Origin of the sequence: Sphingomonas abietis (genome assembly GCF_027625475.1) — a bacterium.
Taxonomy (GTDB): Bacteria; Pseudomonadota; Alphaproteobacteria; order Sphingomonadales; family Sphingomonadaceae; genus Solisphingomonas; species Solisphingomonas abietis.
The window spans coordinates 2,937,918-2,957,137 of record NZ_CP115174.1; the positions used below are offsets into that span (position 1 = coordinate 2,937,918).

At 67.5% G+C, this 19,220-nt stretch carries 15 protein-coding genes; 7 read left to right on the forward strand and 8 right to left on the reverse strand.

The window, feature by feature from the left end:
- From PBT88_RS13950 to PBT88_RS13960, 3 genes are read left to right on the forward strand one after another with little or no spacing between them, the layout of a single operon-like run.
- Complete coding sequence (locus tag PBT88_RS13950) at positions 1-1,179, forward strand: MFS transporter (RefSeq protein ID WP_270075937.1); 1,179 nt, start codon at positions 1-3, stop codon at positions 1,177-1,179.
- A 30-nt stretch (positions 1,180-1,209) separates the two neighbouring features.
- Entirely contained in the window at positions 1,210-2,133 is a 924-nt protein-coding gene (locus PBT88_RS13955; RefSeq protein ID WP_270075938.1) for an acyl-CoA thioesterase, read from the forward strand.
- Positions 2,134-2,192: 59 nt separating this feature from the next.
- A complete protein-coding gene (locus PBT88_RS13960) occupies positions 2,193-3,962 on the forward strand; it encodes an acyl-CoA dehydrogenase family protein (RefSeq protein ID WP_270075939.1) in 1,770 nt (589 codons plus the stop codon).
- A gap of 328 nt (positions 3,963-4,290) precedes the next feature.
- Here PBT88_RS13960 and PBT88_RS13965 read toward each other — a convergent pair whose 3' ends face one another.
- The 8 genes from PBT88_RS13965 to PBT88_RS14000 form a co-directional block, all read right to left on the reverse strand.
- Positions 4,291-5,109: an HpcH/HpaI aldolase/citrate lyase family protein gene (locus tag PBT88_RS13965; protein WP_270075940.1), complete on the reverse strand. Its 819-nt coding sequence runs from the start codon at positions 5,107-5,109 to the stop codon at positions 4,291-4,293.
- A 10-nt stretch (positions 5,110-5,119) separates the two neighbouring features.
- Complete coding sequence (locus tag PBT88_RS13970) at positions 5,120-5,869, reverse strand: GntR family transcriptional regulator (RefSeq protein WP_270075941.1); 750 nt, start codon at positions 5,867-5,869, stop codon at positions 5,120-5,122.
- Between the two features lie 74 nt (positions 5,870-5,943).
- Entirely contained in the window at positions 5,944-7,194 is a 1,251-nt protein-coding gene (locus PBT88_RS13975) for a CaiB/BaiF CoA transferase family protein (RefSeq protein WP_270075942.1), read from the reverse strand.
- Entirely contained in the window at positions 7,191-8,363 is a 1,173-nt protein-coding gene (locus tag PBT88_RS13980; RefSeq protein ID WP_270079269.1) for an acyl-CoA dehydrogenase family protein, read from the reverse strand. The genes PBT88_RS13975 and PBT88_RS13980 overlap by 4 nt, the downstream gene beginning before the upstream one ends.
- 2 nt (positions 8,364-8,365) lie before the next feature.
- A complete protein-coding gene (locus PBT88_RS13985; RefSeq protein WP_270075943.1) occupies positions 8,366-9,766 on the reverse strand; it encodes an MmgE/PrpD family protein in 1,401 nt (466 codons plus the stop codon).
- Positions 9,766-11,196: an MFS transporter gene (locus tag PBT88_RS13990; RefSeq protein ID WP_270075944.1), complete on the reverse strand. Its 1,431-nt coding sequence runs from the start codon at positions 11,194-11,196 to the stop codon at positions 9,766-9,768. The genes PBT88_RS13985 and PBT88_RS13990 overlap by 1 nt, the downstream gene beginning before the upstream one ends.
- Positions 11,197-11,274: 78 nt before the next feature.
- Positions 11,275-11,811 carry a MaoC family dehydratase gene (locus PBT88_RS13995; protein ID WP_270075945.1) on the reverse strand — a complete coding sequence of 179 codons (537 nt, stop codon included), beginning with the start codon at positions 11,809-11,811 and terminating at the stop codon, positions 11,275-11,277.
- Positions 11,812-11,880: 69 nt separating this feature from the next.
- Entirely contained in the window at positions 11,881-13,239 is a 1,359-nt protein-coding gene (locus PBT88_RS14000; RefSeq protein WP_270075946.1) for a carbohydrate porin, read from the reverse strand.
- 523 nt (positions 13,240-13,762) lie between these two features.
- On the opposite strand from PBT88_RS14000, the gene PBT88_RS14005 reads away from it, so the two are divergent.
- The 4 genes from PBT88_RS14005 (at position 13,763) to PBT88_RS14020 (ending at position 19,206) form a co-directional block, all read left to right on the forward strand.
- Positions 13,763-15,046: a DEAD/DEAH box helicase gene (locus tag PBT88_RS14005; RefSeq protein WP_270075947.1), complete on the forward strand. Its 1,284-nt coding sequence runs from the start codon at positions 13,763-13,765 to the stop codon at positions 15,044-15,046.
- Between the two features lie 89 nt (positions 15,047-15,135).
- Positions 15,136-15,885 carry an RNA polymerase sigma factor gene (locus PBT88_RS14010; protein ID WP_326521541.1) on the forward strand — a complete coding sequence of 250 codons (750 nt, stop codon included), beginning with the start codon at positions 15,136-15,138 and terminating at the stop codon, positions 15,883-15,885.
- Positions 15,872-16,867: a FecR family protein gene (locus PBT88_RS14015; protein ID WP_270075948.1), complete on the forward strand. Its 996-nt coding sequence runs from the start codon at positions 15,872-15,874 to the stop codon at positions 16,865-16,867. The genes PBT88_RS14010 and PBT88_RS14015 overlap by 14 nt, the downstream gene beginning before the upstream one ends.
- A 29-nt stretch (positions 16,868-16,896) precedes the next feature.
- Positions 16,897-19,206, forward strand: coding sequence for a TonB-dependent receptor (locus tag PBT88_RS14020; protein WP_270079271.1), 2,310 nt, complete (start codon positions 16,897-16,899; stop codon positions 19,204-19,206).
- The last annotated feature ends 14 nt before the right edge of the window (positions 19,207-19,220 follow it).

Sequence of the window (19,220 nt, forward strand, 5' to 3'; positions counted from 1 at the left end):
ATGACCTCCCATCGTCTCCGGGTCGCGATGCTCGCCGCCGGCCTCGCCACCTTCGCCTTGCTCTACGCTACCCAGCCGATCCTGCCGCAGCTGGCGCAGGATTTCCGGCTGAACGAGGCGCAGGCCAGCCTCGCCATCTCGCTCACCACCGGGCCGCTCGCCTTCGGGCTGGTCGCCGCCGGGCTGCTGTCGGATCGGCTCGGGCGGCGCGGCGTGATGATCGCCTCGCTGTTCGCCGCCTCGATCCTCACCTGTGCCTCGGCGATCGTATCGAGCTGGGGCTTTCTGCTGGCGAGCCGGTTGCTGATCGGCCTCGCACTCGCCGGCGTGCCGTCGGTGGCGATGGCCTATGTCGCGGAGGAAGCCGGCGCCGGCGCGATCGCCACGGTGATGGGGCTCTATGTCTCGGGCACGACGATCGGCGGCATGGCGGGCCGCGTCGGGGTCAGCGTGGTGGCGGACCATTTCGGCTGGCAGGCCGGGCTGGCGGCGATCGGCGGCGCCGGCCTGCTCGCCGCGCTGATCTTCTGCTGGGCGGCGCCGCCATCGCGCGGCTTCACCGCCCGTCACCATGACTGGCAATCGGTCGCCGCCGCGATCGGCCGGCTTCGCCGCGATGCCGCGATGCGCTGGCTCTATGCCGAAGCCTTCCTGCTGATGGGCGGCTTCGTCACCCTCTATAATTATGCCGGTTTCCACCTGCAGGAAGCCCCCTATGATCTCAGCCCGTCGGCGGTCGGCGCGCTGTTCCTGATCTATCTGGTCGGCACCGCCAGTTCCGCATGGTTCGGCCGGCTGGCCAGCCGGCGCGGCACCGCCACGATCTTCCCGATCCCGACCCTGCTCTTCCTCGCCGGCATCCTGCTCACCCTCGTGCCCGGCCTCGTCGCCTTCGTGATCGGGCTGGCGCTGGCGACCGGCGGCTTCTTCGGCGCCCATTCGATCGCATCGAGCTGGGTCAGCCACCGCGCCGGCGCCGATCGCGCCACCGCCGCCTCCTTCTACCTGTTCTTCTATTATATGGGATCGAGCGTGCTGGGATCGGTCGGCGGCCTCGCCTGGGGCCAGGCCGGCTGGCACGGGATCGTCGCTTATGCCGGACTGCTGGTGATCCTCGGCCTGCTGATCTCCGGCTATCTGCGGCACGTCGAACGGCCGACCGTCGCCGAAAGGGCTTGATCGACGCGCAAATTCGGTTAGCCAGAAGCCATGTCGACTTTGTCCGGACAATTTCATGAGGATCGCGTCGCCGACCTCGTCAACCTGCTCGATCTCGAACGGCTCGATCGCGATCTCTATCGCGGGCCGGTGAAGCCGGGCGCCAGCGGCCGCATCTTCGGCGGCCAGGTGGTGGCGCAGGCGTTCATGGCGGCGGAGCGATCGATCGGCGACGGCGACAAGATCGCGCACAGCCTCCACGCCTATTTCCTGCGCCCCGGCGACGAGACGCTGCCGGTGATCCTGCGCGTCGAACGCGATTTCGATGGCGGCAGCTTCGCCAGCCGGCGGGTGATCGCGATCCAGAATGGCGCCCCGCTGCTCAGCCTCACCGCCTCCTTCCAGCGGCTGGAAGAGGGCCTCAGCCACAGCGCGGCGATGCCCGCCGCGCCGCCGCCGGACAGCCTGCCGACGCTCGGCGACCTGGCCGATCATTATGGCGCGGACTGGCCGGAGACGGTGCAGCGCTATCTGCGCCACCCGTCCGCCTTCGAGATGCGGCCTGTCGGCGCGCCCTCCTTCCTCCAGCGCGACAAGGCCGAACCGCAGGCGATGATCTGGTTCCGGCTGCGCGCGCCGATCCCGGAAGACGCCGCGCTGCGCCGCGCGATCCTGGCCTATGTATCGGATTATGCGCTGCTCAGTTCGGCGCTGATCCCGCACGGCATCAGCATGTTCCGCACCAGTATGCAGACCGCGAGCCTCGATCATGCGGTGTGGTTCCACGACGATGCCCCGCTCGACCAGTGGCTGCTCTACGTCACCCGTAGCGACTGGGCCGGGCGCGGGCGCGGCCATGCGACGGGCACCATCTACAGCCAGGATGGCCGGATGATCGCGCGCACCGCGCAGGAGGGGCTGATGCGGCTGCGGCCCGATCGCCCCGCCGGGGGCACGATCCCGCACACGCCCTGATCCCTCTTATTCCCGATAGAATGACCCGCTAAGACGGGCCGATAAAGATGGAGAGCCCGATGCCTGTGACCGCGCCTGCCGAAGAGCAATTGTTCGCCCTTCAGACGAGCGGGATGCTCGATCGCCTCGCCCGCCTGCCCGGCTTCGAGGACGCGCAGGAGGAGATGGTCACGGCGATACTCGATGGCGCGAACGCGCTCGCCAACGACCGCTTCGCCGCGCTCCACGCCATCGGTGACACCGAGGGCGCGCGCTGGTCGACCGAGGGCGTGACGCTGCCCAAGGGCTTCGCCGCCGCCTACCAGGCCTATGTCGAAGGCGGCTGGGGCAGCCTGTCAGCCGCACCCGAAGCGGGCGGACAGGGCCTGCCGGCGGTGCTGGGCGTGGCGGTGCAGGAGCAGCTGGCGTCCGCCAACATGGCCTTCCAGCTCTGCATGATGCTGACGCTCGGCGGGATCGAGGCGCTGTCTGTGCATGGCAGCGACGACCAGAAGGCGCTCTACCTGCCGCGCATCGTCTCCGGCGAATGGACCGCGACGATGAACCTCACCGAGCCGCAGGCGGGATCGGACGTCGGCGCGGTCCGTACCAGCGCGACGCCGGCGGACGGCGATGCCTGGCACATCAAGGGCAGCAAGATCTTCATCACCTGGGGCGAGCATGATCTGGCGGCCAACATCGTCCATCTCGTCCTCGCCCGCACGCCGGACGCGCCGGCCGGCACCAAGGGGCTGAGCCTGTTCCTCGTGCCCAAATTCCTGCCCGACACCGACGGGACGCCCGGCGCGCGCAACGGCGTCGATTGCGCCGCGATCGAGCATAAGCTCGGCATCCATGCCTCGCCCACCTGCACGATGATCTTCGGCGAGGCGCAGCCCGCGATCGGCTGGCTGGTCGGCCCGCGCCACGGCGGCATCGCGGCGATGTTCACGATGATGAACCACGCCCGGCTCAATGTCGGGCTGGAAGGCGTCGCCATCGCCGAGCGCGCCTATCGCGATGCCCTCGCCTTCGCGCGCGAGCGGGTGCAGTCGGCCGGGTTCGATGCCAGCCGCGAGCCCCAGCCGATCCTCGCCCATGCCGATGTCCGCCGGATGTTGATGACGATGCGCGCCCGTGCCGAGGGTTGCCGCGCGCTGGTCTATCATGCCGTCGCCGCGCTCGACATCGCCCATGCCGATCCCGATCCGGCCGCGCGCGCCGACGCCAAGACGCTGGCCGATCTGCTCACCCCCATTGCCAAGGCCTTCGCCACCGACAGCGGCGTCGAGGCGGCCAGCCTCGGCATCCAGATCGGCGGCGGCATGGGCTATATCGAGGAGACCGGCCTCGCCCGCCATCTGCGCGACGCGCGGATCGCGCCGATCTATGAGGGCACCAACGGCATCCAGGCGCTCGATCTGGTCGGCCGCAAGCTGCGCATGGATGGCGGCGTCGGCTGGCGCGCCTTCATCGAGGAGATGGCGGCCGGGGCGATCGCCGACGGCGAACTGACCGCCGGCGCCAAGACGCTGGCCCGCGCCGTCGCGACGCTGCGCGAGACCGCCGGCAAACTCTACGCGATGGCGCCCGCCGAGGCCGCCGGTGGCGCCACGCCGTTCCTGCGCATGTTCGGCCTGACCGTCACCGCGCATCTGCTGCTCCAGCAGGCCAAGGTCGCCGCCACGCGGATCGGCGGCGGCGACGACACGCCGTTCCTGCGCGCCAAGATCGCCACCGCGCGCTTCGCCTGCGAGCAGTTGCTGCCCGAGATGTTCGGCCTCGTCCCCGCTGCGACGGGCGGCACCGCCTTGCTCTATCCGGAAGGCGATCCGCTGTTCGCCGGCTGAGGCGGGGCTGACCGGCCTTCCCACCACCCACACCAGAATGCGCGCGACGATGGCGATCAAGGACATCGCATAGACCATGCCGAATCTCCGGATAGTCTGGAACAGGGCGATCTTGTGAACCATTTTGGTTCAAATGTCAAGATTGTCTTTTCAGATACGGTTCCCGGACGATCAGCTTTTTAAGCAATCGGGGCCGGGTCCAGCCTCCGCCAAGATGCCGTCATCCTGAACTTGTTTCAGGATCCCAGCACCTCTTGGCCCTTCACGCCCAGAGGAAACGGGATGCTGAACCAAGTTCAGCATGACGAGCGAGGCTACCGTTCCTCCGCTAAGCCGCGATGCCGTAGCTTTCGTGGGCCGCCAGTACGAGGCGGGCACGGTCAACGATCGGCTTGTCGATCAGCTTGCCGTCGACCGCCACCGCGCCATGTCCGCCGGACAGCGCAACCATCACCCGCTCCGCCCATTCGACATCGGCGCGGCTCGGCGCGAACGCCGCGTTGACCACCGCCACCTGCCGCGGATGCACGCACAGCTTGCCGCCGAAGCCGAAGCGCCGCGAACGGCACGCATCGCGGGCGAGTGCTTCGTCATCGGAGAGATCGACCGAGACGCCATCGACCGGCGCCTCCAGCCCGGCCGCCTTCGAGTGCAGCACCATCATCGTGCGCACCGCATCCAGCTCCTCGCCATCGCCGTCGATCCCGGCCTCGACCTGAAAATCGACCGTGCCGAAGGACAGCCGCACCAGCCGCTCGGTCGCGCAGAGCGCCGACAGGCCGAGCACGCCACGCACCGTCTCGACCAGCGCGTGCAGCGGCACGCCCGCCCCCTGCATCGCTGCGAAATCCTCGGCCGCCTCGGCCTTGGGCAGCATCAGCCCGGCCAGTCCCGGCAGCCCCGCCAGCGCGCGGACATCCTCGCCATGCCAGTCGGTGCCCACGCTGTTGACCCGCACCACGAAGCGCGGCGCATCCAGCGCCGCCAGTGCCTCGTGGACGAGCGTGCGCGCCGCCGCCTTGCGGTCGATCAGCACCGCATCCTCCAGGTCGATCACCACCATGTCGGCCCCGCTCGCCGCCGCCTTGTCGAAGCGCTCGGGCCGGTCGCCGGGAACGAACAGGATGGAGCGGGCGGGAAGCGACATGGTGATCCTCTCAGGTGAGCGCGCCGCGATCGTCGCGACGGAAGGTCTGCGAATAGGAATAGCGATCGGCCGGGTGGATATTGATCGCCATCTCGACGATCTCGCCCCGGCGGTTGAGATAGAGGCGGGTGACGAGCAAGGCGGGCGATCCGCGCTTCACGCCCAGCAAGGGCGCCGATCGGGTGTCGATCGCCATGCCTTCGAGATGCTGGCGGACCTCGACGATCTGCTCGCCGAACTGCTGCTCGATGCGGGTGTAGATCGGGGTGTGATCGTCCGCGCCGCCGAACTCCAGCCCCCGGAAGGCCGGGTGGATGTAGATGCTGGACAGTGCGAGCGGCGTCTCGGTGCCCGTCCGCCGCAGCGCCTCGATCAGCAACCAGGCCTCGCCCGGCCGCGCGTGGAGGGCCTCGGCGACGTCGCCCGACACCTCCACCACCTCGCGCCGGAGGATGTCGAGCCGGGTCTCCGACGTGTAGCGATGAAGATCCGACAGACCCTCGATCACCTGGGTGTAGCCGGTCTCCTGCCGCGGCCCGATGACGCGGGTGCCGACGCCGGCCTGCCGCGTCACCATGCCGAGCTGGACCAGCCGCTTGATCGCCTCGCGCACCGTGAAGCGGCTCGCGCCGAACTGGTCGCACAGTTCATACTCCGTCGGGATCAGCCCGCCGACCGGATAGCGGCCGGATTCGATCTCCGCGATCAGCGTCTGGGCAAGCTGGAGATATCTCGGTTGCTGCTGGAGCGGCGGCGTCATCACTAGTCCCCTGGGCACGATCAAGATGTCCGGTTGTCCGGACATCCCCTCGTAGCCCAAGGGACAGCACAAAGTCAGCGGACGATCGCCTGTTCGCGCAGTGCCGCGATCTCGTGCGCGCCGAAGCCGAGCGAGGTCAGGATATCGGTGGTATCCTGCCCCAGCGTGGGCGCCGCCTTGGCCGGATGGGCCGCGCCGCCGGCGCGCACCGCCGAGGCGACACCGGGCAACGCACCATGCTCGGGATGGGCGAAATCGATGATCCGCCCCTGTTCGCGCACGAACGGATTGTCCAGCGCCTCGCCGACATCGAGCACGGGTGCTGCCGGCACCTTGCCCGCGAACAGCGCCATCCACTCGGCGGTGGTGCGCTTCGCGAGCACGGCATCGAGATCGGCGTTGAAGGCGCCGCGATTGGCGAACCGCGCCTGGAAGGTCGCGTAGCGCGGATCGCTCGCCCATTCGGGCTTGCCGATCAGCGGCGCCATCACCTGCCAGAACTTCTCCTTGTTGCACATGATGAAGATCCAGCCGTCAGCGGTGGTGTAGAGCTGGCTGGGGGTCAGCGAGGGATGGCCCGAGCGCGGCGTGCGGCCGATCGTGACCCCGCTGTTGAGATACCATTCCGCCACATAGTTGAGGTTGGACAATGCGACGTCGAACAGGCTGACGTCGTAATCGCGGCCGACGCCCTGCGCCCGCGCCGCGACCACGCCGGCCAGGATCGCCATCGCGGCGGTGGTGCCGGTCATGAAATCGATGATCGACAGGCCGAAGCGCGACGGTGGCGAGTCCGGCTCGCCGGTGAGCGACAGATAGCCGGCCTCGGCCTGCATCAGATAATCATAGCCCGGCCAGTTGGCGCGGCTGCCGGTGCGGCCATAGGCCGAGAGATGCGCGCAGACGATGCGCGGGTTGACCGCACCGAGCGTCGCATAATCGAGACCGAGCTTGGCCGGCAGATCGCCGCGCAGATTGTTGAACACCACGTCGGCCGAAGCGACCAGCTTTTCGAGGATGCCGCGCCCCTCCTCGCTCTTGAGATCGAGGCCGAGGCTCTTCTTGTTGCGGTTGAACGCCTCGTAGAAGTGGCTGTCTTCCGGCCCGAAGAAATGCGGGCCGACATGGCGGCCGACATCGCCGCCATCCTTGTGGTTCTCGATCTTGATGACCTCGGCGCCGAGATCGGCGAGCTGCTGGGTGCCGAACGGGCCAGCGCCATATTGCTCGACCGCGACGATCCGCAGCCCGGCGAGCGGCTGGATGGCAGCCTGTCCCGCTGCCGGAACAGGAGCGGCGGCAATGTCGGGGGTAAGTGCGTTCACGCCGGATTCCTCGCGATGATCTGCTTGGCGATGATGATGCGCTGGAGCTCGTTGGTGCCCTCGCCGATCGTCAGCAGCGGCGCGTCGCGGTAGAGCCGCTCGATCGGATATTCCTTCGAATAGCCGTAGCCGCCGAAGATGCGCATCGCCTCGGTGGCGTTTTCGAGCCCGGCCTCGGTGGCGTAATATTTCGCCATGCCGGCTTCCATGTCGCAGCGCTCGCCGCGGTCATAGGCCATCGCCGCGCTCTCGGTGAGCAGCCGCGCGGCGGCGACGCGCGTCGCCATCTCGCCCAATTTGAGCTGGATCGCCTGATGCTCGCAGATCGGCTTGCCGAACGTCTTGCGGGTCTGGGCGTAAGCGACCGACTCGTTGAGCGCCGCCTGCGCGATGCCGAGGCCGCGCGCCGCAACATTGATGCGGCCAAGCTCGAGCCCGCCGAGCACCTGCTTGAGGCCGATCCCCTCGACGCCACCGACCAGCCGGTCGACCGGCACGCGATAATCCTCGAACGCCAGCGCGCAGCTGTCGATGCCCTTGTAGCCGAGCTTTTCGAGCTTCTTCGAGACGACGAAGCCCGGGCCCTTCTCGGCGATCAGCAGGCTCATGCCCTTGTGGCGCGGCTCGGCGGTGGGGTCGGTCTTGACCAGCAGCAGGATGGTGTTGCCGCTGCCCGAATTGGTGATCCACATCTTGGTGCCGTTGACGACATACTCGTCGCCCTCGCGCTTCGCGGTGGTGCGGATCGCTTGCAGGTCGGTGCCTGCGTCGGGTTCGGTCAGGCCGATGCCGCCGCGCAGCTCGCCGGTGGCGAATTTGGGGAGGTAATGCGCCTTCTGCTCGGGCGTGCCGCAGCGCTGCACCGTCATCGCCATGATCATGTGGCTGTTGATGATGCCGCCGACCGACATCCACACCGCCGAGATCTTCTCGATGATCCGCGCATAGGTCAGCGTCGAGATGCCGAAGCCGCCATATTCGGGCGAAATCATCAGGCCGAAGAAGCCGAGCTCCTTCATCTTGTCGACGATCTCCTGCGGATAGATATCGTCATGTTCGAGATGCGCGACGTGCGGCTTGACGTCGGCTTCGAGGAACTTCTCGACGGTGTCGAGGATCATCTGTTCCTCTTCGTTGACCGCACCATTGGCGCTGATCGGGCTTTCCATGTTCACGCGGGAACTCCTTCCAGAATGGGGGCCGGCACAACGGCGGCGAGCAGGTCCGCAAGATCGGCGGCCGGCCGATCGGCGATGGTCAGCACGGCGTCGGCGATCGCATCGGCCTGCGCGCGGGGCAGGTGGCGTGCGGCATTGTCATCGAACTTGGCGCGGATCTCGTCATTGGTGATCGGCCGATCCGGCGCGCCGCGGTTGATCGCCTCGCGTCTGGCGATATGGCGGCCGTCGATCGTCTCGACGATCACCTCGCCGGTGAAGTGCGTGGGATAGTCGGTGGCCGGATCGATCGCGTAATCGACCTTCTGGGCGAGCGCGAGCACCTGCGCGTCGGCCAGCGCCGCCCCATCCAGCTCGTCGAGCGTGAAGCGCCCTTTCAGCAGCCCGGTGGCGACCACATAGGGGATCGAGAACTGCGCGTCATAGGCGGTCGCCGGCGCCTTCTTGGGCGCCGAGGGCTCGCAGACGATCGGCACCACGCCCTCCGGCACCAGCACCGTCACTTTGGCGATCTGATCGCCCGACAGGCCATGTTCGGCGCAGATCGCGGCCGCGGCATCGCCCGCAGCATGGGTCATGTGGCAGGCCGGCAGCGGCTTCACCGAGACCTCGGCAATCTCCCAGACCTCACCCAATCCTCGGGTCGCCTCCGCCAGCAGGGCGGGCGCGGCGTCGCGCAGATAGAGCGCGTAGAGGCCGAAGCGCCCCTCATAAGCGGCACGCGGGCCGACGAAGCCGTGCTTGGCCAGCGTCGCCGCCGTGAAGGCAGAACTCGCCGCCCAGCCGGGATGGATGCGCTTGGTCCAGGCGCCGTCCTCCAGAAATTCCAGGCTGCCGGCCGCCATCGACAGGACGATGCCCTGCGCCATCACCAGCTGCGTCTCGTCGAGGCCGAGCAGCAGCCCCGCCCCCACCGTCGCGCCGAACGCGCCGACCAGGCCGGTCGGGTGGAAGCCGTGACGGTGGAAGCCACCGGCGGCGACGCTCCCCACCCGCGTCGAGATTTCCATCGCGGCGATATAGGCGGTCAGCATGTCGGCGCCGCTCGCCGCCTTGTGATCGGCAGCGGCCAGTGCCGCCGGCAGGCTGGTGACGGTCGCATGGATCACGCCGCGCGAATGGGTGTCGTCATAATCGAGGCCGTGCATCAGCACGCCATTGACCAGCGCCGCCTCGCGCGGGCCGAGCGCCCGGCCGTGGCCGAGCGTGGCGGCCCGCCCCTGCCCCAGCTCCTGCGCGGCAGCGAAGGCGCGCTCGCCCCAGGTCTCGCCGAGCGCGGCGAGGCCGGTGCCGATCGCATCGAGCATCAGGTGGCAGGCGCGGGAGCGGATCGTATCGGGCACCGCATCGAGCGTCAGGCCGCACGCGAACGCGGCATAGTTGCGAGAAATCATCATCCCTCTCCCACCAGGCCGAGCGTCACCGTCTCGGGCAGCGCCTCGGCATTGTGCGCAATCTCGTCGAGCGAGGCGCCGCGTGTCTCGATCCGCACCGTGAGGATCGCGATCATCATCATCGCCAGCACCACGCCGACCATCGCCAGCACGCCCTCCAGCCCGAAGCGCTGGAACAGCGCGACCGTCAGGAACGGCGTCACCATCGAGGCGGCACGGGCGCACATGCCGGCGAAGCCGGTGCCGCGCAGGCGATAGGCGGTCGGGAACAGCTCCGGCACGTAGAGGAACAGCCCGATCGCGGTCAGCACATAGATGCTGGTGACGAGCAGGAAGCCGGTCACGGCCAGCGCCACCGCGCCCTCCGCATTGGGGTAGAGCGCGCCGAACAACAGGATCAGCACGCCGCTGCCGATCAGCGAGGTCCGCCGCGACACCTTGTCCGCGATGGCGACCGCGATCAGCGAGCCGACGATGCTGCCGAACGACATCATCGTGGTGAAGCCCAGCGACTGCACCATGGTCTGCCCCTTGCTGACCAGGAAGGTCGGCAGCCAAGCGACGAAGCCATAGACCGAGACGTTGATGCTGACCGCGGTCAGCGTCGCCGCGATCAGGCGCCCGCGCATACCGGCGGCGAACAGCCCAGACAGCGGCGCGCTGGTGAGCGGCGCCATCGGCGCGTCCACCGGGGCTGGCAGTGGCCCTTTCTCGGCCTCGACCTCCCGCTCGATCTCGCGCAGCAGCGCCTCCGCCTCGTCCAGCCGCCCGACCGATTCCAGCCAGCGCGGCGATTCCGGCATCTTCTTGCGGAGAACCCAGATCAGCAGCGCGCCGGCACCGGCGATCGCGAACATCACCCGCCAGCCGAGATTGGGGATCACCACGAAGCCGATCATCGTCGCCACCAGCAGGCCGGAGCCGATGATCGTGCCCATGATCGAGCCCCAGCGGCCGCGGTGACTGGGCGGGATGAACTCGCCGAGCGTGCCCGCCGCGACCACCAGTTCGGCACCGAGACCGACGCCCATCACGAAACGGCACAGGATCAGGAAGGGCATGGATGGCGCGAACACTGCCGCCACCGAGGCGAAGCCGAACAGCGCGAGGTTGAACTGATAGGAATAGCGCCGGCCCAGCCGATCGCCGAGATAGCCCGCGATCGCGGCACCGATCAGCATCCCGAGGAAGGTGGCGGACAGGAAGGTGGCGCATTGCGCCAAAGTCGCGAAGTGCGCGGCCTTCAGCGCCGCGATCACGCCGCCGGCCAGATAGACGTCGAACGCATCCAGAAACGCGCCGGCGCTGATCAGGCCGAGGATCCGCCAATGGAAGCGGGCGATCGGCAGGCGATCCAGCCGGGGTCCGGCGTTGACGCCGGGGGGCGCGCCGGAACGCGCACCGGACGGAATGGGGGTGACACTGGCCATCACGGGCATCTCTCCTCATCGCGGACGGCGGCGCCCCTTGCTGGGGTCTCGTGCGCCGCCCGCATCATTGATTACGGGTCACACGGTCTTGGCGTCGCCCGTCGGGGGCACGTCACCCGGCGCATGGCCACGCTTGTAGACCAGCGAGTTGCGGGTGAACTCCATGATCTGCTTGCCATGCTGGTTGAAGGCACGGGTGCGGGTGGTGACGATGCCCTGCGTCGGCCGCGATGCGGAGTCGCGCAGGTTCAGCACCTCGGATTCGGCATAGAGCGTGTCGCCGGCGAACACCGGATGGGTCAGCTTGATGCCGGTCCAGCCGAGATTGGCAGGCGACTTGCCGCTGACGTCGTTCACCGTCATGCCCAGCACGATCGCCAGCGTGAGGCCGCTGTTGACGAGCAGCCGGCCGAACTCGCTCTGCGCGGCGAAATGCGCGTCGCAGTGCATCGGGTGCGCGTTCATCGTCATCAGCGAGAACTGGATATTGTCCGCATCCGTGATCGTCCGGCCCGGGCGATGCTCGTAGATGTCGCCGACGTGGAATTCTTCGAGATAGCGGCCGTAACTGGCGCGATAGCGGTTCTCGCCGACCTTGATGGCGGATTGGGTCACCGACGACTCTCCATGTTTCTTTGTCCGTACAATACGCCAAGGCAAGGAAAGAGCAAGCCTTTCCGCACATCAGATGAAGAAGGTCAGGGTCAGATAGCCGTTCACCGCGGTGTCGAAGCGCGGGCTGTAGATGGGATGCACCACCGCGCCGATGCCGGGCTGGAAATAGAGGCCGGGAGTCAGGCGATAGGCATAGCTGGCAATCACCGAATAGGTCTGCTTGAAGTTGCCCTGCCCGGCGGCGGTGCGCGCGACGAGCCCTTGCTTGCTGTAGATATTGGCGTTGGCGACGATCGAGGCGAGATCGAAGGGCCGGCTCTTCACCAGGCCGACGCCGTAGATGCGGCCTTCATAATATTGCGAAATGAAATTCTGCTGCGGCGGCGCGTAGTTGACGGTGCCGCCGACATAGAGGCCGCGATTGGCCTTGCTGTCGTCGATCTGGAACAGCTGGTGATCGACCGCAATGTAGGTCGCCCAGTTATCCTTGCTCTGCCCACCTTGGAAGCGATTGAAATTGGTGCTGTTGTAGATGCCGCCAGCGCGCACCCAGGTGGCCAGCGTGCCCGGCTTGGCCGGCTGATCCCAGCCCACCTCGCCGATCGTCAGCAGGCCGGTGCCCGGTATGTGGAAGCGCAGGCCGGACGAATTGGCCGCCACTTCCGGCGTGGCGCCGCCCGGCGGCAGGCTGCGCTGGATGCCGAGCTTGGTATAGACATGATTCTTGAAGTTGATCCGGATATTGGCGGTCGGCGTCGAGAAGCCGGAATAGGACAGGCCGACCTCGTTGGGCACGCTCGCCTGCGGCCCCAGGGTGCCGCCGGCCAGGCTGCCGCCGGTCTGGGTGCCGAGAAATTCGAAGCCATTGTCGAAATAGCCGATCTTGAACTCGACCTTCTTGTTGAACAGCGACTGGTAATAGGCCAGCCGCCCGATGCGGGTGGCGTTCGGCCCGTCGACGCGGTTGAAGCTGTTCGACGTATAGAGCGCCGAGAAGATGAACTGGCCGTTGGTGATGCCGATCCGGCCGAGATCATAGGTCGCGAAGATCGCCGCATTGCTGACGTTGCGGGTCAATTTCTGGGCGTTGTAGAGCTGCCTGCCCTTATAGCCGCCATCATTTTGCAGGAAATTATACTGGATCGCGTTGCTGGCAAAACCGATGAAGCCGATCCCGGCATCCGCCAGCGCATCGCGAACGCCCAGCTTGTCGCCGAGCAGCGTGTCGCCGGATTTGGGCAGCGGCCGCTCCCACCCGCGCATCGCGAGCGCATCATAGGTCTGATAGGGGCCGGGCGTGGCATTGGCCGACTGGACCGGCAGCACCGGCGACGGGGTCGGCTGCACCGCGGCGGGTGCCTCGCTGGCCGACTGGTCGCGCTGGGATTGGGCGACGGCCGGCGCCGCCACGCATGACAGGGCAAGCATGGCGAGCCCGCTTGAGGCACATAAACGGCCCCTGTGGCGACGCGCGTGAAAGCTGATACCGGCGTGCGGCATGTCTGATTTCCTCTCCGGTTTTATGTTTTCGAAATGGCATGCGCGATCCGGCATCCACGATGCCGGACGTCTCCAAAGCGTTGTTGGCCCAAAGCGTTGTTGGCCCAAAGCCCTGTCGGCCCGATGCTCTATTGGCTTGGTCTTGGCCGCCATACGTCAACAAGGGTGGCGTGGCTGGCCCGCATCCCATCTCCTATCTGATTGCGGTCACCGTCTGATGCGGGGAGCCGTCGCCTCGTGATGGCCGATTCGGGATGATCCGTCAATTGTACGGACAAACATTATTTTATGCCCGGATGCCCCGATAGCGACGTCTGCGACCATGGGCGCCACCACCCCCGCCCCCTGCTTTCCACATTGACGCGATGCAGCATCGCTTCTAGACGCCCGCGCTTATCAACCGCTAAGCCCGATCAGGCGCAGCCTTGCTCAGCGCTGGAGGCGCCGCGTGATGACGAACACGACTTTCGCCAATCTTTCTCTGGCGCCGTTTTTGCTGCAGGCGCTCAGCGAAGAGGGCTATGTCAGCCCGACGCCGATCCAGGCCCAGTCGATCCCGATGCTGCTCGAGGGGCGCGACATGCTGGGCATGGCGCAGACCGGCACCGGCAAGACCGCGGCCTTCGCGCTGCCGCTGCTGCATCGCCTTGCTGCCGATCCCCGCCCCGCCCCCAAGGGCGGCGCCCGCGTGCTGGTCCTTGCCCCGACCCGCGAGCTGGTCTCCCAGATCGCCGCCGGCTTCGAGAGCTTCGGCCGCCATCTCAAGCCCAGCGTGACCACGATCTTCGGCGGCGTCAGCCAGTTCCACCAGGTCAATGCGCTCAAGGAGGGCGTGGACATCATCGTGGCGGCGCCGGGGCGCCTGCTCGACCTGATCGAGCAGGGTCTGTGCGACCTGTCCGCGCTCGAGGCGCTGGTGCTGGACGAGGCCGACCAGATGCTCGACATGGGCTTCGCCAAGCCGATCGAGCGCATCGTCGCGACGCTGCCTGCGGATCGCCACACCCTGCTGTTCTCGGCGACCATGCCGAAGTCGATCACCGCGCTCGCCGACAGCCTGCTGCGCGATCCCGCCAAGGTCGAGATCGCCCCGCCGTCGACCACGGTCGATCGCATCGACCAGTCGGTGATGTTCCTCAATGCGGCGAACAAGAAGGCGGCGCTGCTCGAACTGCTGCGGACGCCGGACATGGGCCAGGCGGTCGTCTTCACCCTGCAGAAGAACATCGCCAACGAGGTCTGCGCCTTCATCAGCGAGGCCGGGATCACCGCCGAGGCGCTGCACGGCAACAAGTCGCAGGGCCAGCGCGAGCGCGCGCTCGACGCCTTCCGCGCGGGTGACGTGCAGGTTCTGGTGGCAACCGACATCGCCGCGCGCGGCATCGACGTCGACACCGTCACCCATGTCTTCAATCACGACCTGCCGAGCCTGCCGGAGGCCTATGTCCACCGGATCGGCCGCACCGGGCGCGCCGGGCGCAGCGGCTATGCCGTGACCCTGTGCGATGCCGAACAGCGCGCCTGGCTGCATGATGTGGAACGGACCATCGGCCGGACGCTGACGGTCCAGCACGATCATCCCTGGCATTGCGAGGTGGCGCGGCACTCCACCCAACGCGCGCCGGTGCTGGGGGGCGGCCCGGCGAAGCAGATCAAACCGCAGAAAGTGCGGGAGCGCAGGGTCTGGACCGAGGAAGAGAAGCTCGCCGCGCGGATGGCGGCAAGCGCCGCCTGAAACAAACTCGACGAGGCCCGGCGGGATGGTGGATGCCTCCCGCCGCGGCGCCTCGCCCACGCCGGGCGATGGGAGTGCGGGTTTGCGGCGTGAACAACGTCCAGATACCGATGTCCCGCGCCATCTCCCCTTCCCTGACCGATCAGCCTGAGGCCGCGCCCGCGCGATCGCGCGCCGTGGCGAGAACAGGGCGAGCGCCATTGCCGTCGGAGACGGCGCTTCCCCGCTTTACCCACCTGCTTCATCCTGCTTATCGTCCGCCCGCCGAGTGCCGAGGACGGAGAATAGAAATGGCGGCTCCGCCGCTCGCCGAAACATTCATGACCGCCCGTCCGGCCCTGCTTCGTTATCTTCGAGCGCGCGGCGCAGGCGAAGCCGCGCAAGACCTCGTGCAGGAATTGTGGCTGAAACTCGGCTCCGTCTCGCTGTCCCAGGCGGACGATCCGCTCGCCTATCTGTATCGCATGGCCCATAATCTGATGCTGGACCGGCGGCGGAGCGACGTCCGGCGGAGTCATCGCGAGGCCAATTTTCAACAGGATATCGGCCCGATCGACGACACTCCGGATGCCGAGCATGTGCTGATCGCGCGCGAACGGTTGCGCCACGTCGATCGGGCGCTCGCGACGCTCGGCGCGCGATCCGAGCAGATTTTTCGTCGTTACCGGCTGGATGGCGTGAGCCAGCGCGACATCGCCCAGGATCTCGGCATCTCGCTGAGCGCCGTCGAAAAGCATCTGCAAAAGGCTTACCGTGCCGTAGCGAACGCTCAGGCGGCTTATGGTCGCAGCGACTCCACCCTCTACACCGATCCGGAGCCCGATGATGACGTCCGCTAGAGAGGTCGCCTGGTCGGAAGCCCTCGACTGGGTGCGTCGCATCCATGACCCCACCTTCACCGACTGGGAGGCGCATGTCGCGTGGCTCGAAGCCGATCCGCGACATGCCGCGCTGTTCGACGAAGCGTCGCTGCTGATCGAGCAGGGCACCGCCCATCTGGCGCCCCGATCGTCCCCCCAGCGGATCGCATCGCATGGGTCGGCGACGAACGACAATGACAACGAGGAGGATCGTCCACGAGCGACCCGGCGTCGGTGGCGCTGGGGTGCGGGCCTGGGGGGCGCCGTGGCGGCCGGCATCGTCGCGGCGATCGCGCTGCCGGCCCTGATCGGCAGTCACCCGCAATTCTATCGGATCGAGACGGCACCCGGCACGACCCGCGCGATCATGCTCGCGGACGGCAGCCGGATCGCACTCAACGGGGATAGCTCGGTCCAGTTGGATCGCGCCGATTCCCGCACCGCGACGGTCGAGCGGGGCGAGGCCTTCTTCAGCATCGTCCATGACGTCGCCCACCCCTTCGCCCTGCAGGCCGGCGGTGCCCGGTTCCAAGATATCGGCACGGCCTTCGACGTGATACGCTCGCCGCAAGGCACGCAGGTCGCCGTGCGGGAGGGCGCATTGATGTACGATCCGGGTGGGGCGGCCGTTCGGCTCGATCGCGGCGAGGCGATCACCGTCGGCGACGCCGTAAGCGGATCGAAGGCTGTGATCCGGCGGATCGATGCCGAGGCGGTCGGGCTCTGGCAGCAGGGCCGCCTGTCCTACCGCCAGGCCCCGCTGGCGCAGGTGGCGGACGATCTGTCGCGCTGCCTCGGCCAACCGGTGACGATCGATCCCGAACTGGCGCACCGCCAGTTCACGGGTGTCATCATCCTGGCCGCGGATCGGGCATTGATGCTGCGGCGGATCGCCGCCGTGATGAACGTCTCGATACGGCAGGACGGCGCCCGCGTGCGAATTCTTCCGCCCGCCCGGTGAGGCGGATCGGCGCGCTCGCCTTGGCGGGCATGGCTTGGACCGGTGTCGGTGCGATGGGCGTGGCTTCGACGGGCGGCGTGGCCATGGGCGGCGCGACGACGTACAACATCGCCGCTGGCCCGTTACGGACGGCGCTGGTCAATATCGGCGAAACCGCTGGCATCACGATCGGGCTTGCGGATTCCGCGCTGGGCGAGATTCGCGTTCACGCCGTGCATGGCCGGATGAGCACCGCCGCCGCGCTGAGCCATATGCTCGCAGGGACGCCTGCCTGGTTTCGACAGATCGATGCACAGACGTTTCTGGTCGTTCGCCGCTCCCCGCCTGCGCCGCTCCGCCATGCTGTACGCGCCACAATCCCGCCCCCAATCCCCGAGATCGTCGTCACCGGCAGCAAGCGATCGGCCGCGCTGTCGAACTATCCCGGCAGCGTCGCCATGCTCGATCCGTCCGATCTCAGCAGGGCCGAGGCAGCCAGAGGCAGCGACACACTGGTCGCCCTCCTGCCCATATTGTCGTCGACCCACCTCGGGCCGGGTCGCAACAAGCTGTTCATCCGGGGCATTGCCGATTCAAGCTTCAACGGGCCGACCGAAGCCACGGTCGGCCAGTATCTCGGCGACGTCCGGCTCAATTACAGCGCGCCGGATCCCGATCTCGCGCTCTATGACATCGGATCGGTCGAGGTGCTGGAGGGGCCACAAGGCACGCTCTATGGCGCCGGATCGCTCGGCGGCGTCATTCGCCTGCAACCGACCCCGCCCGATCTGACGCACTGGGCCGGGAGCCTGTCTGCCGGCATTGCGAACACCGCCCACGGCACCGCGAGCGGCGATGGCGCGATCATCCTCAACGTCCCGCTGATCGACGATCGGCTGGCGCTGCGGATGGTGGGCTATGGCAGCCTCGACGGCGGCTATATCGATGATCCGTCGCGCGGCAAATCGGCCATCAACCGGACCATCACGCGCGGCGGGCGGATGACGCTGCGCTTCGCCCCGGCCCCGGACTGGACGATCGATCTCGGCGGCGTCCGTCAGGATATCGACAGCCGCGACGGCCAATATGCCACGCGCGGCCTGCCCGCGCTCCAGCGCGCAAGCGTCATCGCCCAGCCGTTCGACAATGATTACTCGCTCGCCAGCCTGGAAATCCACCATCAGATGGGCACGGTATCGCTGATCTCCGCGACATCGGTCGTGGATCATGATGTCGGATCGACCTATGATGCCAGCCCCGCGATCGCCACGCCGACGCGCTATCACGAACAGCATGACATCATGCTCGTCACCAACGAGACCCGGCTGTCGCACAGGGCCGCGACCGGCGGCGGCTGGACGATCGGCATCGAATTGCTGCGCAGCGCCGATCGATTGCGCCGCACGCTCGGCCCGGCCGGCGCGGAGGCCAGCCTAGCCGGCACCAGCAACACGGTGGAAGAGGCATCGCTCTATGGCGAAGCGACCCTCGCACTGGGCTCGCGCTGGTTCGCGACCGCCGGAGGGCGGTTGAGTGTGACCCGCCAGGTCGGCGACGTGCTCGATCTGGCGAGCGGTGACGACGATCACGACCGCCATGCCCTTGCGGCCCTCCCGTCGATCGGCCTGACCTGGAAAGCGGCGCCGCGCCTGGCCTTCTATGCGCGGTATCAGGAGGGATTCCGGCCCGGCGGGATCGCCGTCCAGGCCGGCGCCGTCCAGCATTTCGAAGGAGACAGCGTCGCGACCTGGGAGGCGGGCCTGCGTTATGGTGCGGCCGGCGATCGGTTCAGTGCGGTAGCCGCCCTCTCCTATGCGCATTGGGAGGATATCCAGGCCGATCTCGTCGATGCGCAGGGCCTGCCCTACACCGCCAATATCGGATCGGGCCGGATCGCCGGCATCGAACTCAAATCGAGCTGGCGACCGACCGACACCCTCACGGTCGACGGCGCCCTCTTCGCCAATGAGAGCGACCTGTCGAAACCCGACCCCGCCTTCGCCGGCGAGAAGGACGCGTCGCTACCCAACATCGCCGATCTGACGCTCCGGCTGGGCTTCACCTATCATATGCAGTTCGCCGGCCGCCCGATCAGCCTGACAGGCTCGGCCGACTACGTCGGCCATTCACGGCTGGGCGTCGGCCCGTTGCTCGACCTGCACCAAGGTGGCTATGTCGAAACCCGGCTCGGGATGAGCGTGCCGGTCGGTCGCGTGACGCTGTCGCTGGCCGCCAACAATCTGCTCAACGCCCGGGGCAACATCTTTGCACTGGGCGATCCGTTCGGCGTCACCAACGCCGATCAGATTACGCCGATGCGGCCGCGTACCGTCCGCCTCGGCGCGACGGTCCCTTTCTAAACGCCGGGAGACGA

What these genes read in the sequence shown, in the direction of transcription:
- PBT88_RS14015 (WP_270075948.1), top strand. Translation starts at nt 15,872, where the DNA reads ATGACGTCCGCTAGAGAGGTCGCCTGGTCGGAAGCCCTCGACTGGGTG.
- PBT88_RS14005 (WP_270075947.1), top strand. Translation starts at nt 13,763, where the DNA reads ATGACGAACACGACTTTCGCCAATCTTTCTCTGGCGCCGTTTTTGCTG.
- PBT88_RS13965 (WP_270075940.1), bottom strand. Translation starts at nt 5,109, where the DNA reads ATGTCGCTTCCCGCCCGCTCCATCCTGTTCGTTCCCGGCGACCGGCCC.
- PBT88_RS13980 (WP_270079269.1), bottom strand. Translation starts at nt 8,363, where the DNA reads ATGGAAAGCCCGATCAGCGCCAATGGTGCGGTCAACGAAGAGGAACAG.
- PBT88_RS14000 (WP_270075946.1), bottom strand. Translation starts at nt 13,239, where the DNA reads ATGCTTGCCCTGTCATGCGTGGCGGCGCCGGCCGTCGCCCAATCCCAG.
- PBT88_RS13970 (WP_270075941.1), bottom strand. Translation starts at nt 5,869, where the DNA reads ATGACGCCGCCGCTCCAGCAGCAACCGAGATATCTCCAGCTTGCCCAG.
- PBT88_RS13960 (WP_270075939.1), top strand. Translation starts at nt 2,193, where the DNA reads ATGCCTGTGACCGCGCCTGCCGAAGAGCAATTGTTCGCCCTTCAGACG.
- PBT88_RS13950 (WP_270075937.1), top strand. Translation starts at nt 1, where the DNA reads ATGACCTCCCATCGTCTCCGGGTCGCGATGCTCGCCGCCGGCCTCGCC.
- PBT88_RS13985 (WP_270075943.1), bottom strand. Translation starts at nt 9,766, where the DNA reads ATGATTTCTCGCAACTATGCCGCGTTCGCGTGCGGCCTGACGCTCGAT.
- PBT88_RS14020 (WP_270079271.1), top strand. Translation starts at nt 16,897, where the DNA reads ATGGCTTGGACCGGTGTCGGTGCGATGGGCGTGGCTTCGACGGGCGGC.
- PBT88_RS13990 (WP_270075944.1), bottom strand. Translation starts at nt 11,196, where the DNA reads ATGGCCAGTGTCACCCCCATTCCGTCCGGTGCGCGTTCCGGCGCGCCC.
- PBT88_RS13955 (WP_270075938.1), top strand. Translation starts at nt 1,210, where the DNA reads ATGTCGACTTTGTCCGGACAATTTCATGAGGATCGCGTCGCCGACCTC.